The 15497-nt window shown below is 65.4% G+C and carries 13 protein-coding genes and 1 tRNA gene; 8 read left to right on the top strand and 6 right to left on the bottom strand.

Annotation, left to right across the window (positions count from 1 at the left end; all coding sequences use genetic code 11):
- Positions 1 to 517: 517 nt before the first annotated feature.
- Entirely contained in the window at positions 518 to 1090 is a 573-nt protein-coding gene (locus NOV74_RS12675; protein WP_257313083.1) for an acyltransferase, read from the bottom strand.
- Positions 1091 to 1339: 249 nt separating this feature from the next.
- On the opposite strand from NOV74_RS12675, the gene NOV74_RS12680 reads away from it, so the two are divergent.
- From NOV74_RS12680 to NOV74_RS12710, 7 genes are all read left to right on the top strand, one after another.
- Positions 1340 to 1609, top strand: a complete 270-nt coding sequence (locus tag NOV74_RS12680; protein WP_257313085.1) for an acyl carrier protein — start codon at positions 1340 to 1342, stop codon at positions 1607 to 1609.
- Between the two features lie 10 nt (positions 1610 to 1619).
- Positions 1620 to 3137, top strand: coding sequence for a class I adenylate-forming enzyme family protein (locus NOV74_RS12685; protein ID WP_257313089.1), 1518 nt, complete (start codon positions 1620 to 1622; stop codon positions 3135 to 3137).
- 8 nt (positions 3138 to 3145) lie between these two features.
- A complete protein-coding gene (gene asnB / locus NOV74_RS12690) occupies positions 3146 to 5134 on the top strand; it encodes an asparagine synthase (glutamine-hydrolyzing) (RefSeq protein ID WP_257313091.1) in 1989 nt (662 codons plus the stop codon).
- Positions 5135 to 5143: 9 nt separating this feature from the next.
- Positions 5144 to 6142 (top strand): NAD(+) synthase, encoded by a 999-nt coding sequence (gene nadE / locus NOV74_RS12695; protein WP_371748445.1) that lies wholly within the window; start codon positions 5144 to 5146, stop codon positions 6140 to 6142.
- Between the two features lie 177 nt (positions 6143 to 6319).
- Positions 6320 to 7102 carry a hypothetical protein gene (locus NOV74_RS12700; protein ID WP_257313098.1) on the top strand — a complete coding sequence of 261 codons (783 nt, stop codon included), beginning with the start codon at positions 6320 to 6322 and terminating at the stop codon, positions 7100 to 7102.
- Between the two features lie 54 nt (positions 7103 to 7156).
- Positions 7157 to 7891 carry a N5-glutamine methyltransferase family protein gene (locus tag NOV74_RS12705; RefSeq protein ID WP_257313101.1) on the top strand — a complete coding sequence of 245 codons (735 nt, stop codon included), beginning with the start codon at positions 7157 to 7159 and terminating at the stop codon, positions 7889 to 7891.
- 150 nt (positions 7892 to 8041) lie between these two features.
- Positions 8042 to 8497 (top strand): bacteriohemerythrin, encoded by a 456-nt coding sequence (locus NOV74_RS12710; protein WP_257313103.1) that lies wholly within the window; start codon positions 8042 to 8044, stop codon positions 8495 to 8497.
- 293 nt (positions 8498 to 8790) lie between these two features.
- On the opposite strand, the gene NOV74_RS12715 is transcribed toward NOV74_RS12710, so the two are convergent.
- Positions 8791 to 8867: transfer RNA gene (locus tag NOV74_RS12715), tRNA-Arg, on the bottom strand.
- A 90-nt stretch (positions 8868 to 8957) separates the two neighbouring features.
- On the opposite strand from NOV74_RS12715, the gene NOV74_RS12720 reads away from it, so the two are divergent.
- The gene (locus NOV74_RS12720) at positions 8958 to 9560 is read left to right on the top strand and encodes a DUF4337 domain-containing protein (protein WP_257313106.1); all 603 of its coding nucleotides are present in this window, start codon (positions 8958 to 8960) and stop codon (positions 9558 to 9560) included.
- A 63-nt stretch (positions 9561 to 9623) separates the two neighbouring features.
- On the opposite strand, the gene NOV74_RS12725 is transcribed toward NOV74_RS12720, so the two are convergent.
- From NOV74_RS12725 to NOV74_RS12740, 4 genes are all read right to left on the bottom strand, one after another.
- Entirely contained in the window at positions 9624 to 10457 is an 834-nt protein-coding gene (locus NOV74_RS12725; RefSeq protein ID WP_257313108.1) for a hypothetical protein, read from the bottom strand.
- Between the two features lie 25 nt (positions 10458 to 10482).
- Positions 10483 to 11901 carry an NCS2 family permease gene (locus NOV74_RS12730; RefSeq protein WP_257313110.1) on the bottom strand — a complete coding sequence of 473 codons (1419 nt, stop codon included), beginning with the start codon at positions 11899 to 11901 and terminating at the stop codon, positions 10483 to 10485.
- Positions 11902 to 11917: 16 nt separating this feature from the next.
- A complete protein-coding gene (uraA, locus tag NOV74_RS12735) occupies positions 11918 to 13192 on the bottom strand; it encodes a uracil permease (protein ID WP_257313112.1) in 1275 nt (424 codons plus the stop codon).
- Between the two features lie 195 nt (positions 13193 to 13387).
- Positions 13388 to 14899, bottom strand: a complete 1512-nt coding sequence (locus NOV74_RS12740; RefSeq protein ID WP_257313114.1) for a putative bifunctional diguanylate cyclase/phosphodiesterase — start codon at positions 14897 to 14899, stop codon at positions 13388 to 13390.
- Between the last annotated feature and the right edge of the window lie 598 nt (positions 14900 to 15497).

Below are 15497 nucleotides of genomic sequence, written 5' to 3' on the forward strand. Positions count from 1 at the left end.
CCCGGGGGGGCGAGCTTCCCCCTCCCCGCGCCCACGCCGGGGGGGGGGGGGGGGGGCCCCCCCCCCCCCCACCCCCACTATCTTTGATAGAACTGAGATTCGAACTCTCCCTGGCCACGCATGCGTGGCCAGGATCCAGCGTCGAGTGGGCTTGTGGAGGCGCGACTAGATGTCGCGCCGGAGCAAGACCGGCGGCTGGCGAAGCCAGACGCAGTTCGAATCCTGCCCTGATGAGTCGGCGCGAAATACGGAGAACGGCCAGAAAGTCCTGGTGGTGAAGGCGTATCAGAGGAGCGCCGGAGCAAGACCGGCGGCTGGCGAAGCCAGACGCAGTTCGAATCCTGTCCTGATGAGTCGGCGCGAAACATGGAGAACGGCCAGAAAGTCCTGATGCTGAATGTGTCTCGGATGAGCGCCGGAGCAAGACCGGCGGCTGGCGAAGCCAGACGCAGTTCGAATCCGCCTAGGCGGATCGGCGCGGACGTCGGAGAACGGCCTGTGACGGGGTGCCAACCCTTCAGGTTGGGTCGGATTCTCCGGGAAACGCCTTCGATCCGGCCGTGGTCGGGCGCCGTGATCCCCGCATGGGGAGCCTTAACAGGACGGCCCGCTTGTCCCGGCGATACTCCTCCTCGTCGTAGTCGGGGGTGCCTGCCAGACACCATTCGGCGTACTGGTGGATGGACATGACGGGCTTGGCGGGGTTGCCGCAAGCCAGGACATCCGGAGGGATGTTCCGTGACACGACGGACCCCGCGGCGATCACAGAGTTGGGACCAATGGTCACTCCCGGGAGGATGATGGCCCGTTGGCCTATCACGCAGTTGTCCAGTACCGTGATCCGACCGAACTTGATGACCTTCTTGTAGGGTTCCTGGTCGCGGAAGATGTGGGTGCCTCCGTCATGCGTGAGAAAGCAGACTTCCGCCGCCATGGCCACATGGTGCCCGATGGTGATCAGGTACGGTTCTGACCCGAAGTTCGGAAGCCCCCCCAGCTTGCAATCGTCGGGAAGGGTCAGGCCGGCCCGTCGGAGCTGCCAGAGCCGGAGGCGATTGTAAAATTTACGCACAGAACTGACGATGAGCATTGATCCCCCTGGGGGCCCCTGGATCGCGGAGAAGGCCCGATCGGCGCGAGGCTTGCGGTATAACTGCCCTTCCGGTTTTGGAGGAGATGGAAGTGGCACATTCACGGGTCTGAGAATGATCAGAATCGCTTTTTCAATAGTCCTATCCATTGAATGGATGTAAAACAAGCATACATTGTGTCGATGCTGATGCCAGGAATGAATTGCCTCAAGCACCGGATTCATGACACCGAAGGAAGGAGAAGGACCATGGCCGCGGACCTCCATTCCGTCGCTCCCGAGCTCCGCGAGTTCATCTCGCGGAATTTCCTGTTCAGTGACCAGGGCTTCAAGTACGGAGATGACGCCTCTTTCCTCCGGGAAGGCATCATCGATTCGCTGGGAGTCATGGAATTGGTGAGCTTCGTGGAGAAGCAGTACGGCATCGCGGTGGCTGACCACGAACTCCTGCCCAGCAATTTCGATTCCGTGAACCGGCTGAGCTCGTTCATCACCAGCAAGCTGGAAGGGCATTCATGAGGGGTTCCGGGTGCTTGTCCACGAATTCCTGACCCGCTCGGCCGCCCGCTTCCCGCAGAAGGTCGCCCTGGTGTGCGACGGCCGCCGGCTGACCTACGCCGAGCTGGACGACATGGCGGACCGGCTCGGGAACGCCCTCGTCCGGGGAGGCGTGGGCCGTGGCGATCGGGTCGCCCTGCACCTGCCGAACTCCGTGGAGGCAGTGGTCGGAATCTTCGCCGCGCTGAAGGCGGGCGGCACCTTTGTGTGCATCAACGCCTCCACCAAGGCAGAGAAGCTGGGCTACATCCTGAACGACTGTCGCGCCAAGGCGCTGTTGATGCAGGAGCGGACCGGGGGTGCGGAGCGCCTGTGGGATAGTGTCCCGTCCCTCTCCCTCGGCATCCTCTGCGGGTCTCAGGAGACGCCCGCGGATCCGCACCTGCGGCGCTTCGAGGACCTCCTGGCCGAAGCTCCGGCGACCCCCCTGTCCCACCGCAACATCGACCTGGACTTGGCCTGCCTGGTCTACACCTCGGGCAGCACGGGCGAACCCAAGGGCGTGATGTGCGACCACAGCAACGTGGATTTCGCCAGCACCGCCATCATGACCTACCTGGAGAACCGGGCGGAGGACGTCATCCTCAGCGCCCTGCCCCTGTCCTTCGACTACGGCCTGTACCAGCTCCTGATGGCGTTCAAGATGGGCGGGACGCTGGTGCTGGAGCGGTCCTTCATGTATCCGACGGTGATCCTCCAGCAGATCCAGGAGGAACGTCCCACGGGATTCCCCGGGGTTCCGACCATCTTCGCCATGCTGCTCCAGAAGGACCTCGGCGCCTACGACACCTCCAGCCTCCGCTACCTCACCAACACCGCGGCCTCCCTGCCGCCCAGCCGCATCCTCGAGCTGCAGGCCGCCTTCCCGGGCGTGGCGCTCTATTCGATGTACGGGCTCACCGAGACCAAGCGCACCCTCTACCTGCCCCCGGACCAGCTCACCTCCCGGCCCGGCTCCGTCGGCATCCCCATTCCCGGCACCGAGGCCTGGATCGAGGACGAGTCCGGGCGGCGCCTGGGCCCCGGGGAGACGGGCGAGCTGGTGGTGCGTGGCCGGCATGTGATGCGCGGCTACTGGGAGGCCCCGGAGGCGACGGCCCACCGGTTCCGCCCTGGCCCCATCCCGGGGGAGCGGCTCTGCTACTCCGGGGACCTGTTCCGCCAGGACGCCGAAGGGTACTTCTACTTCCTCAGCCGTAAGGACGACATCATCAAGAGTCGCGGGGAGAAGGTGGCACCCAAGGAGGTGGAGAACGTCCTCCACATGCTCCCTGGCGTCACGGCCGTGGTGGTGGGCGTTCCCGACCCCACGGCGGGAGAGGTCGTGAAGGCCTTCGTCGTGGCCAGCGGTGCCTCCCTGACGGAAGCCCAGGTGATCGCCCATTGCCGGGCGCACCTGGAGGAATTCATGGTTCCGAAATACGTCGAATTCAGGACCGATCTGCCCATGACCTCCTCCGGGAAGATCAGCCGGCTCGGACTGCAATAGGAGCGTCAATGTGCGGCATCGTGGGCATCTGCGGGCTCAACGGGGGACCCCCGACTGAAGTCTCGACCCTTCGCCGCATGCTGGGGATGATCCGCCACCGGGGCCCCGACCAGTTCGGGATCTACGTGGATGACCACGCGGCCCTGGGCAGCGCCCGGCTCAGCATCATCGACCTGAGCACCGGCCAGCAGCCCATCACCAACGAGGACGGCACCCTCTGGATCGTGTTCAACGGGGAGATCTTCAACCACCCGGAGCTCCGCCAGGAGCTGGAGCGGAGAGGACACCGGTTCACCACCGCCTGCGATACGGAAACGGTCCTCCATGCCTACGAGGAGTACGGCTCAGGCTGCCTGGCGATGTTCAACGGCCAGTTCGCCATCGCCATCTGGGATACGCGGAATCGCACCCTGTTCCTGGCCCGGGACCGGCTGGGCGTGCGGCCCCTGTTCTACACCTTCTCCGATGGCCGCCTGGTGTTCGGCTCCGAGATCAAGGCGATCCTGGCCTGCCCCGGCGTGCGGGCCGCGATGGACCCCCTGGCCCTGGACCAGATCTTCACGTTCTGGAGTCCCCTTTCGCCACGCTCCTTCTTTCAGGGGATCGAAGAAGTTCCGCCGGGCCACTTCCTGCGGCTGCAGGAAGGGCGCGCCGCTCTGGAGCCGTACTGGCAGCTGACCTTTCCGGAGGGGCGACCGGAGTCGGCCCGCTCCCAGGATGAGTACGCCGCGGAGCTGCGGGAACTGCTCATTGATGCCACGCAGATCCGACTCCGGGCGGACGTGCCCGTGGGCGCCTACCTGAGCGGAGGGCTGGATTCTTCCACCATCACGGCGATCATCCGTCACCACACGGCGAGCCCGCTGGAGACCTTCTCGATCTCCTTCTCGGACGCGGGCTACGACGAAAGCCGTTTCCAGACGCAAATGGCCCGGCACCTAGGCACCGATCACCACGTGATCCAGGCCTCCTACGCTGACATCGGAAGGGTGTTCCCGGAGGTGGTCTGGCACGCCGAGACCCCGCTCCTGAGGACCTCTCCGGCGCCGATGTTTCTCCTGTCCGGGCTGGTCCGGGAGAAGGGGTTCAAGGTGGTCCTCACGGGCGAGGGAGCCGATGAGTTCCTGGCCGGCTACGACCTGTTCAAGGAAGCCAAGATCCGCCGATTCTGGGCGGTCCAGCCCCATTCCAAGCTCCGTCCGGCCCTGTTCAGCCGGATCTACCCCTGGATCTCCGGCCTGACTCAGGGCGGATCGGCCTATGCGACGGCCTTTTTCGGCCTGGGCCTGGAGGAGACCGCCTCCTCCAGCTATTCCCACAGCCTCCGCTGGCGCACCACCAGCCGGGCCAAGCGTTTCTTCAGCGAAGACATGGCGGACCGGATCCGGGCCGTGGGCTCGGGAACCCACCTCGATCCCGCCTTCCCCGAGGGCTTCGATGGCTGGGATCCCCTCCACCGGGCCCAGTACCTGGAGATCTCGATCTTCCTGTCCCAGTACCTGCTGTCGTCCCAGAGCGACCGGGTGGCCATGGGGCACTCGGTGGAGGGGCGGTTCCCCTTCCTGGATCATCGCGTGGTCGATTTCTGCAACCGGCTGCCCCCGAACCTGAAACTCCGTGGGCTCAAGGAGAAATACCTGCTGAAGAAGATCAGCCGCGAATGGCTTCCCGCGGAGATTACCGACCGGCCCAAGCAGCCCTATCGCGCGCCCATCCACCGCGCCTTCTTCAACGATTCACCTCCGGACTACCTCGAGGCATTGCTCTCGCCCCACGCCATCCGCGCTTCGGGCGTCTTCAACCCCGTGGCCGTGGACCATCTGGTCGCCAAGGCCCGGCGGGGCCAAGACTTGGGCGAAACCGACGACATGGCCCTGGCCGGCATCATCTCCACCCAGCTCGTGGACGCACAGTTCCTGTCCGGATTCGCACTCTCCCCTCCCCTGGACGATGGCGACGATGTGAAGGTCGTGATCGGTCGGGGCGTCTGCCCCTGAGGAATGCCCATGCCCATGAGCCCGCGAGTCCTGGATATCGATGCTGCCGCCGAAACAGACCGGATCGTGCAGTGGCTGAAGGAGAACATGCGGGGCCTCCACCGCATGGGCGCTGTGCTCGGCATCAGTGGGGGGATCGATTCCTCGGTCTGCCTGGCGCTCTGCGTCAAGGCGTTCGGACCCGAGCGGGTGGTGCCCCTTCTTCTGCCGGAGAAGGATTCGGATCCCGCGTCCGAGGAGCTGGCCCGGATGCTGGCGGCCCACTACGGCGTCACCCCGGTGCTGGAAGTCATCACGCCGGCCCTGGACGGCTACGCCTGCTACCAGCGGCGGGACGAGGCCATCGCGCGGGTGTTCCCCGAGTACAACGCCGGCGCTGGGTACAAGGCGAAGATCGTCCTGCCCCCGGGACTGCTGGACCAGGGCACGCTGAACGTCTTCTCCCTGACGATCATCACCCCCCAGGGCGAGGAGAAGAGCGCGCGCCTGCGGCCGGCCGACCTGGCCCAGATCGTGGCTGCGTCCAATTTCAAGCAGCGCACCCGTACGGCGATGCTCTACTACCATGCCGAGCTCAGGAACTACGCGGTCATCGGGACGCCCAACAAGAACGAGCACGACCAGGGCTTTTTCGTGAAATACGGCGATGGCGGCGTGGACCTGATGCCCATCGTCCACCTCTACAAGACGCAGGTGTATCAGCTGGCCCGCCACCTGGATGTCCCCGAGATCATCCAGAAGCGGCCGCCGACCTCGGACACGTACAGTGCGCCTACGACCCAGGAGGAGTTCTTCTTCCGCATCCCCTTCCGGACCATGGACCTGCTCTGGTACGCCCAGGAGAACCAGATCTCCGCGGAGGAGACGGCCACAACCCTGGACATGACGGCCGACCAGGTTCGGCGCGCCTTCGAGGACTTCAACCAGAAGAAGCGCTCGACGTATTACCTGCGGACCCCTCCCCTGACCATGGCCTCCCTCGGAACTCCGGTCTTGACGGGCCGCTGATTCCCTTCTCGCCTCTTGGAAGGCCCCACCATGATGTTGAAACTCGAACCTCCGCTCCCGAAGCCCGCCCCTGGGTGGGTTGGGAGGAGCTTCCTTCCTGCGGTGGCGGCCCTCCTCCTCCTGACCTGTGCCCCGGGGGCAGAGACCGCCGGAGCCGCCAAGCCCAAGGAGCGCGCCGTGTCTGAGTCTGCCTCAAGGATCCTCTTCCTGCACCACAGCACTGGCGAGGCCATCTGGGAGGCTGGTCTGCCTCAGTTCTTCCAGGCCTGGAACGCGGACCATGGCACCCATTACGCCATCACGGAGATGACGTATCCCATGGCCAACGGGGGACACACCTGGCTGGACCGGATGCTTCCCACCCGGGTGTTCCGGCGTCTGGTGCACGACCGCTATCCCTGGGACAACTACCCCTATGACTACTGGAACCTGTGGGTGGCCCACACCGGGACCGCGAGAGACCGGCAGGAGCCCAACCTGGATGACCTCGTCGCGTCCCACGACGTCATCGTCTTCAAGCATTGCTTCCCTGTTAGCCGGGTGCTGCCTGAGGACGGAACCCCCAATGTGGCCTCCTCGAAGCGGACCCTCGCCAATTACCGCCTGCAGTACGAAGCCCTGAAGACCCGCCTGCACCAGTTCCCCCACACCACCTTCATCGTATGGACCGGCCCGGCGCTGACGGAGGCCTCCACCACCCCCGAGGAGGCCGAGCGCGCCCGGCAGTTCGCCACTTGGGTGAAGGAGACCTGGGACGAGAAGGGCGACAACATCTTCGTCTGGGACTTCCGCGACCTGGAAACGGAGGGAGGCCTATTCCTGAAGCCGGCCAACGCTGACGGGCCCACCAATGCCCATCCCTCCCGGGCCTTTGCCGGGAAGGCTGCTCCGCTCCTGGGACGGCGCATCGTGGACGTCATCGAGGGGCGGGGAGACCAGTCCAGTCAGACCGGAGGCTGAGGCTACCGACATCCGGACACGCAAGAGGCAGCCATTACGGCCAAGGAGGAACCGATGGTAGACGACAAGGTGGGTGAAAGCGCGAGTTCTGCGATTCCCGCGGAGGACCGAGGCCCCGCTGCTCTGCTTGAGGTCGGCCACCACAGCTTCCTGGGAGTCGACCTGCTGGTGGGGAAGGGTGTCCTAGTCCCCCGGGAGGAGACGGAAATCTTGGGGCGGGAAGTCCTGGCCATCATCCGCGCCCTGTCGCTTGAGGAACCGGAGCGGGAGTTGCGGATGATCGACATGGGCTGCGGATCGGGGAATCTCGCCTGCACCGCGGCGCTGGGGGGGCCCTCCGTGCGAGTCTGGGCTTCGGACACCACGGACTCCTGCGCCCTCCTGACGCGGGCAAATGTGGCCCGGCTTGGCCTGGAAGATCAAGTCGTGGTCACCCAAGGGGACCTCTTCGCCCCGCTCGCGAACATGGGGCTTGAAGGCACCATGGACCTGGTGGTGATGAACCCTCCCTACATCCCCTCCCATGTGCTGGAGGCCTCCCTGGCCGGCCTGCTTGAGCATGAGCCTAGGGCGGCCTTCGACGGCGGCCCCTACGGGATCACGATCCTCACGCGGCTCTTGCAGGAGGCGCCGGCCTTCCTGAATCCAGGGGGGCACCTCCTGTTCGAGTTTGGGCTGGGACAGGACGGACTAATCCGGGCCTTGGTGGAACGGAACCGGCGCTATTCCACCCTCCGGTTCGTGGGGGATGCCCAGGGCCGTCCGAGGGTGGCCGTCCTCGAGCTGTAGCCCTTCACCAGATCAGCGCCGCCTCCAGCGTCCGGGCCACGAGCTGCTGTGCGGCCTCGGCGGTGGCGGATCCTGTGGGCGAAGGCATGTTCCAGGGGTAGCAGGGGCTGCAGACGGATGCCGAGCTTCCCTCCAGGACGGGGCCTCCCGATGCTCTGGTATTCTTGGTGTGTGAATCCCGCTGCTGTCACTCGAAGCGCGCGATCTTTCGTACGCTGGCGCAGACAGTTCGAAACCGGACTGGAGCCCATCGACCAGCAGCACCGGGAGCTCTTTGAGACGCTGGGCCAGTTGGCCGGCGCCATCGAAACGGGGGCGCCAAGGGACCAGCTGGACGAGGGGTTGGCCTCCTTGGCACAGCATCTCATCAAGCACTGCCAGACCGAAGAGACCCTCATGAAGGAGGCGGGGTTTTCTGGCCGCATCGTCCACGCGAACCAGCACCAGGATCTGGTTCTTGGCGTCCGCGACCTCCAGTACCGGCGGGCGAAGGGCCAAAAACTGGGCCTGGAGGCGGTGGAACTGGTCAGGGAGGGGCTGGACCACCACATCTGCGAGTCCGATCTGGCCATGGCGGGCTACCTGAAGACGCTTCGCGCGGTTTGAGCCCGCGGGGTCGAATTCAGCTGGGCGCAGGGATGGGCGCCGACCCACGTCACGCTGGCCTCGAACTGCGCTCGGCTGCGCCGATCGCCGGTCTTCCTGCGGCAGGACATCAAGTCCTGCCTTCAGAATCCCATTCGCTGATTCGAGTCCAGCTGGGCGCACGGAGGCGCGCCGACCCACTTAACGCTGGCCTCGAACTGTGCTCGGCTGCGCCGATCGCCGGTCTCGCTCCGACAGCGCCCCGCGCTGTCTCCACGATCCCATTCGCTGGCCCGAGTCCAGCTGGGCGCACTTGGTGCGCCCAGCTGGACTCGAACCAGCGACCTGCAGCTTAGAAGGCTGCTGCTCTATCCACCTGAGCTATGGGCGCGCAAGGGATAGTCTAGCGGGTCGGGGTGGGGGTGGACGGGTTCGGCGGGCTGGGACCTTGCCCTAGACTGGGGGCCTCAAGGAGGCTGCCATGCCGGAGACCCTCGACCCCATCCAGGATGAGGTGCAGGACCACGCGAGGGACAGCCGGTTCAACGGGTTCATCGCCCTGTTCGTGGCGGTGGTGGCGACCTTCATGGCCCTGTGCAACGTGAAGGATGGCAACGTCGTCCAGGCCATGCAGCAGTCCCAGGCCAAGGCGGTGGACCAGTGGGCCTTCTACCAGAGCAAGAGCACCAAGCAGCACATCGCGGAGAACGCGGTGGAGATGCTGAGGGTCCAGCTCGACATGAGCCCGGGGTTGAAGCCGGAGGCGCTGGCCAAGGTGCAGGCCCGGATCGCCGCCCAGGAGGCGGCCGGGAAGAAGTATGAAAAAGAGAAGGAGCAGATCAAGGCCGAGGCGGAGCAGGCCGCCAAGGACTACGAGGCGATGAATGTCCATGACGACCAGTTCGACCTCGCCGAGGCCTGCCTGAGCGTGGCCGTGGCGCTGGCGGGCGTCACGGCCCTCACCCGGAAGCGGTGGCTGTTCGTCGTGGCGGGGGTCTTCGCGAGCATCGGCCTGGTCTTCGGCCTGGCGGGATTCCTCCACTGGAACCTGCACTCCGACCTGATGGCCAAGCTCCTGGGGTGAGGGTCCTCATCCAGACGAACAAGGGGGCCCTGCGAGGCCCCCTTTTCGCAAGGTTGGGATGATTCAGAAGTGGATCTGCAGCTGAGCCATGGGCGCGGTGACGCGCTTGTTGGTGGCGGGGGCGGGGCCGTCGTGGTTCGGGCCGCCGAACTTGTTGTTCCAGTACTCGAAGCCGGGGCCCACATAGACCTTCTTCTTGGTGCCGAAGAGGGGGCTGATGTCGAACATCAGGGAGAGGTTGGCCAGGGTCTCGGGCTTGGTTTCCACCCCGAAGCCGTCCTTTCCCTTGGCGCCTTCGTAGTTGGCGTAGCCCTTGAACTCGGCGCCCACCTGGCCCATCTGGAAGGGGATGCCCCAGGCGGTGGCGATCTGGTAGGTGGTCTTGAAGTCCACGGACTGGCCCACGATGCCGTTGTAGTTCTGCTCGTGGCAGGCGAAGAGGCTCAGGTCCCAGAAGCCCTTGGGCACGGCGAAGTGGAAGGTGGGCCCGGCGACCAGGAAGCGCTTCTTGGAGGCGAAGGCGTTGTCCTTGGCGTTGAAGTCGAAGCCGGCGGTGAGGGAGAGGTCGCGCACGGGGCCGAAGGCCAGGCTCTTGCCCGTGAGCTTGCCGAGGCTCAGGGAGCCGCGGTAGACCACGTAGACCTCGTTGGCGCCGCCGTTGCCGCTGGCGGTGGGGTCGTTCTTGTCGGACATGAGCATGTCGACATTGAAGAAGTTCGAGCCGTAGGCCCAGCCGCTGGCGTGGCCCAGCTGCAGGATGTTCTTGGTCAGGGTGCCGTCGATGCCGGGTTCCCGGAACTGGGTGCCGTAGCGGTAGCCGATGAAGGTGTCGCTCCAGTCGGCGGCGGCCAGGGGCAGGGCGGCCGCCACGAGGAGGGCGAGGGCGAGCTTGGTCATGGGTTCTCCAGGTTGGGGCGGGGTCCTAGGCGGACAGGAAGAGGAGCTTGAGGAGGAAGATGACCGAGAGCACGAGGATGATCGGGTTGATCTCCTTGAAGCGCCCGGTGGCGGCCTTCAGCACGGTGTAGGCGATCATGCCGAGGGCGATGCCGTTGACGATGGAAAAGGTGAAGGGCATGACCACCACGGCCAGGTAGGCGGGGATGGCGTCGGTGACGTCGTCGAACTTGATCTCCTTGATCTCCGACAGCATGAAGAAGCCGATCATCATGAGCGCCGGGGCCGTGGCCTGGAGCGGCACCATGAGGAAAAGGGGCGAGAGGAAGAGGGCCAGGGCCAGCCAGCCCGCCACCACCAGGGCTGTGAGGCCCGTCTTGCCGCCCTCGGCCACGCCCGACGCGCTCTCGATGTAGGCGGTGATGGCCGTGGTGCCAAACATGGACGCGAAGGTGGTGCCCACGGCGTCGGCCATGAAGGCCTTGGACGCGCCCGGGAACTTACCCTCCTTGTCCAGCAGCTTGCCCTGGGCGCCGATGCCCATGAGGGTGCCGATGGTGTCGAACATGTCCACGAAGAGCAGGGTGAACAGGATGATGAAGATGTTGATCATGCCGCCCAGGGACCTGGTCCAGGTCCAGTCGTACTGGAACATCTTCGGCCAGCTGGGGATCTGGAAGAGCGTGCCCTTAGGCAGGTGGGTGAAGCCGCCGCCGAAGCTCACGGGCAGCAGGCCCACCAGGGTGATGGCCAGGATGCCCAGGAGGATGGCGCCCTTCACGCGCTTGGCCACCAGCACGGCGATGAGGAAGAGGCCCACCACGGACCAGAAGGCGGGGGTGAGGTGGCCGTGGTCCCAGAACTTCGCGATGAAGAGGTTGTTCACGTCATGCAGCCCGAAGAGGGCCGACGGGTCGTTCTTCAGCACAGGGAAGATGGTGTCGGGCTCGAACTTCAGGCCCACCTGGGTGACGCCGGAATCCACGAAGCCGATGATGGCGATGAAGAGGCCGATGCCCACGGAGATGCCCTTCTTCAGGGAGAAGGGGATGGCATCCATGAACGCCTCGCGGACCTTCATGGCGCTGAGGGCGATGAAGACGAGGCCCTCCAGCAGCAGGGCCGTGAGGGCCACCTGGATGGTGTAGCCCATGCCACCTTGGTTGGCCGGGGCGCAGACCGTGAACGCGAAGAAGGCCGAGAGGCCGATGCCCGAGGCGAAGGCGATGGGCAGGTTCGCGTAGAAGGCGCCGATGAGGGTGGCGAGGATGGCGCAGATCACGAAAGCCGTGAAGCCCTGCGCCGGTGCGATGCCCGCCACCTTGAGGAAGGCGTTGGGGATCAGCGAGATCACGTAGGCCATCGAGATGAAGGTGGTGGTGCCCGCGAGCACCTCCGTGGCCACCGTGGTGCCCTTGGCCTTCAGATGGAAGAACCGTTCCATGCCGCGCTCCTTTGAATCAGGGTTGAGAGTCGTTGCTGATGCCGAAGCGATCGAAGGACCAGAAGACCAGGCTCAGGACGATGGCCACCACGGTGCCCAGGGCCATGCCGCGCAGCTCCACCGTGTGGAGCTTCACCGCCGCGCCACTGATGCCGCTGATGAGCACCACCGAGGTGAGGATCAGGTTGCGAGACTGGGTGTAGTCGACCTTCTTCTCGATGAGCATGCGGATGCCGGCGGCGGCGATGACGCCGAAGAGCAGGATGCAGACGCCGCCCATGACGGGCACGGGGATGCTGCGAATCAAAGCCGCCAGCTTGCCGGAGAAAGACACCAGGATAGCGATGACGGCCGTGCCGCCGATGACCCACACGCTGTAGACCTTGGTGATGGCCATGACGCCGATGTTCTCGCCGTAGGTGGTGTTGGGCGTCGCCCCCACCAGCCCCGACAGCACGTTGGAGAGGCCATCCCCCAGCAGGGAGCGATGCAGGCCGGGGTTCTTCAGCAGGTCCTTGCCCACGATGTTCCCGGTCACCACCAAGTGCCCTACGTGTTCGGCGAGCACCACCAGCGTGGCGGGCAGGATGATGAGGATGGCCTGGAGGTTGTAGCTGGGCGCGTAGAGCGTGGGCACCTGGAACCAGGGCGCCAGACGCACCGCCTGAAAATCGACCACACCAAGCCCGAGGGAGATCAGGTAGCCCGCGATGACGCCAAGCAGGACCGGGATCACCGCCAGGAACCCGCGCAGCAGGATGGAGGCCAGGATGGTCACGGCCAGGGTGGACAGCGACACCACCAGGGCCAGGCGCAGCGGCATGCCCAGCACCGCGGGGCCAGCGGTGAGTCCCGCCATGTTGGTGGCCACGGGGGCCAGCTCCAGGCCGATGATGGCCACGATGGCGCCCATGGCGGCCGGGGGGAAGATGATGTCGATCCAGCGGGTGCCCGCGACACGCACCACCTGGGAAAGCAGCATGAAGATGAGGCCGAAGACGATGAAGCCGCCCTGGGCGGCGGAGTAGCTCAGCCCCGCCGCCAGCACGGCGAAGACCGGCGAGAGGAACGCGAAACTCGACCCCAGGTAGGCGGGGATGCGGCCCTTGGCCACGACCAGGTAGATCAGCGTGCCCACCCCATTCATCAGCAGGCAGGTGGCCGGGTTCACCTTGAAGAGGAAGGGCACCAGCACCGTGGCGCCGAACATGGCGAAGAGGTGCTGGAGGCTCAGGGGGGCGGTCTGCAGCAGGGGCAGGCGTTCGTCGACGTCGATGGTGCGGCGCTGCATGGGGGCCTCGGCGGGTGGGACCCTGCCGAAGCGCTTGGAGAATGCGCCGATCTCCGGGGCCCGGGGAGGGTCCGTACGGTCCGGAGGCACAGGGACAGCTTGATTCTTCCGTATCTGGAGGATTGTTGGCGTCACACTTTGTTTTTTACAACCCTCGCGGGCTGCGGCCGATCCAGCTGGAAAGGTCCCGAACCCTTATCGGGCTGCGCGTCCCCGGCCCGCAGGGGCCAGCCGGGGGACTTTGACCTCTTCCTGGGCGCGCCCGGCCTTCCTGAGGAACTGCTTCGTCGACATGAACTCCAGCATCGCTTCGAAGGCGTCCGCGGGCAGGGGCCGGCCCAGCAGGAAGCCCTGGAGGCAGTCACAGCCGAGCAGTTCCAACATGTCCCGCTGGCCCTCGGTCTCCACACCCTCGGCCACGACGGTGAGGTTGAGGCTGTGGGCCAGCTGGATGACGGCCCGCACGATGGCCTCGGACGAGAGCCCAGGATCTTCGGAGGTCAGCGCTGCGATGAACGACTGGTCCAGCTTCAGGGTCGTGATGGGCAGGCGCTGAAGGTAGCCCAGGGAGCTGTAGCCCGTGCCGAAATCATCGATGGCGATCCGCGTGCCGATCTCGCGCAGCCGATGGAGCGGAGCCAGATCTTCATGACCCTGCCGCATCACCAGGCTTTCCGTGAGTTCGAGCTCCAGGCAGCCGGGCTCCAGGCCCGTATCCGCCAGGGCCCGCGCCACACAGGCATCCCAGTCCCCGTTGGCGAACTGGAGGACGGACACGTTCACGGCGAGGATCAGGGGCGAGGGGCTGATGGACTGCCACTTCGCCATTTGCCCGCAGGTCTCGCGGAGGGCCCACTCACCGATGGGCAGGATGAGGCGGCTCTCCTCGGCCAGGGGGATGAACTTCACGGGGGGGACGGAGCCGAGGAGGGGATGGTTCCAGCGCATCAGCGCCTCGGCGCCGGCGAGGCGACCGTCCATGAAGAACTGGGGCTGGTAGTACATCTGCAGTTCGCCATTCTGCAAGGCGGACCGCAGGCAGCTCTCCAGTTCCTGGCGCTCGAGGGAGACTTCGTTGAGGGTGCTGGTGAAGCATTCGATGCGATTGCCGCCGCGCTCCTTGGCGCGGACCAGGGCGGATTCCGCGTGGGCCTCCAGGACGTGGGCGTCCTGGCCATCGTTGGGGTAGACGCAGACCCCCAGACTGGCGGTGATGTCCAGCTCCCGGGACCCGGCGCGGAAAGGCGCCTGGAGCGCCTCCAGCAGCTTCTGTCCCACACGGGCGGCCGCTACCACATCCTTGATCTCCTGCAGCAGGACCAAAAACCGGTCGCCACCCATGCAGGCCAGCGTGTCGCCCTGGCGCAGGGCTTCCTGGAGACGCTGACCCACCATCCTCAACACCTCATCGCCGCCCGCATGCCCGAGCAGATCGTTCACGCGCTTGAACCGATCAAGGTCCAGGAGGAGGAAGGCGACGATGTGCCCATGGCGCTGAGCCATGAGCAGGGCCTGGGAGAGCCGGTCCTCGAAATGGCGGTGGTTGGGTAGCCCGGTGACGGCATCCAGCAGGCTCAGTTCCGACACCCGCTGTTCCAGCGCATCAATCCGCCGCTCCGCGTTCCGCAGGCGGCTGATCGCATCGAGACGGTCGATCTTGAGCATGAAGCCCTTGAGATCCAGACCGTGGGGACGCTCGTTCGGCAAATGGGCTCCGTATGGCTATTGAATCCTAAGGCACCTGGCCGGGCTGCGCCACGGAGAAAGGCCTGCCCCAAGAAAAAACCGTCCATTCGGGAACGTGGAAGGACCACTGGTCCCGACCGCGGCCCGGAGAGTTCCAACCGCCCAAGCGGGGAACTGCTGGAACGCTCCTCCCCGCGAAGGAGTCGCCCATGCGATGACTTGGCCGTCGCCAGGCCTCCATTCACGTGGTGCGCCTTCCCGTGCCTCCTCACGGGTCAAAGGATTCTCCTCGGGGCATGAGGTCAGTGGTCTGGCTTCCGGCCTAAGGCCCCCTTCAGCCTCAGGGCGGGATCCCATGGATGGCCTGCCGGGCGGCTCTTCGGAGGCCAAGCGGTTTCCCGGGGCGAAGCTTGCGCGAGGCGAAGACGAAAGAAGGGCCAACTCATGCGGGGACCTTGGGATCTGGTCAAAGGTTAACACTTGGCCGAAGCCAAAATAGTGCTGATTTTGCTTGTATGACCGTGGGAAATAGCGATATATCTAGGTCCCTCATCACGGAGAGTGCCATGTGCCCTTCCGATTCATTCCAGACCCAGCTTTCAAGGTGGCCCCTTCCTTC

Origin of the sequence: Geothrix fuzhouensis (assembly GCF_024609325.1) — a bacterium.
In the GTDB taxonomy this organism is placed as follows: Bacteria; Acidobacteriota; Holophagae; order Holophagales; family Holophagaceae; genus Geothrix; species Geothrix fuzhouensis.

Excerpts from the sequence above, each read along its gene's own strand:
- NOV74_RS12675 (WP_257313083.1), bottom strand. The coding sequence starts at position 1,090 with ATGCTCATCGTCAGTTCTGTGCGTAAATTTTACAATCGCCTCCGGCTC.
- NOV74_RS12680 (WP_257313085.1), top strand. The coding sequence starts at position 1,340 with ATGGCCGCGGACCTCCATTCCGTCGCTCCCGAGCTCCGCGAGTTCATC.
- asnB (WP_257313091.1), top strand. The coding sequence starts at position 3,146 with ATGTGCGGCATCGTGGGCATCTGCGGGCTCAACGGGGGACCCCCGACT.
- nadE (WP_371748445.1), top strand. The coding sequence starts at position 5,144 with ATGCCCATGAGCCCGCGAGTCCTGGATATCGATGCTGCCGCCGAAACA.
- NOV74_RS12705 (WP_257313101.1), top strand. The coding sequence starts at position 7,157 with ATGGTAGACGACAAGGTGGGTGAAAGCGCGAGTTCTGCGATTCCCGCG.
- NOV74_RS12710 (WP_257313103.1), top strand. The coding sequence starts at position 8,042 with ATGCTCTGGTATTCTTGGTGTGTGAATCCCGCTGCTGTCACTCGAAGC.
- NOV74_RS12720 (WP_257313106.1), top strand. The coding sequence starts at position 8,958 with ATGCCGGAGACCCTCGACCCCATCCAGGATGAGGTGCAGGACCACGCG.
- NOV74_RS12725 (WP_257313108.1), bottom strand. The coding sequence starts at position 10,457 with ATGACCAAGCTCGCCCTCGCCCTCCTCGTGGCGGCCGCCCTGCCCCTG.
- NOV74_RS12730 (WP_257313110.1), bottom strand. The coding sequence starts at position 11,901 with ATGGAACGGTTCTTCCATCTGAAGGCCAAGGGCACCACGGTGGCCACG.
- uraA (WP_257313112.1), bottom strand. The coding sequence starts at position 13,192 with ATGCAGCGCCGCACCATCGACGTCGACGAACGCCTGCCCCTGCTGCAG.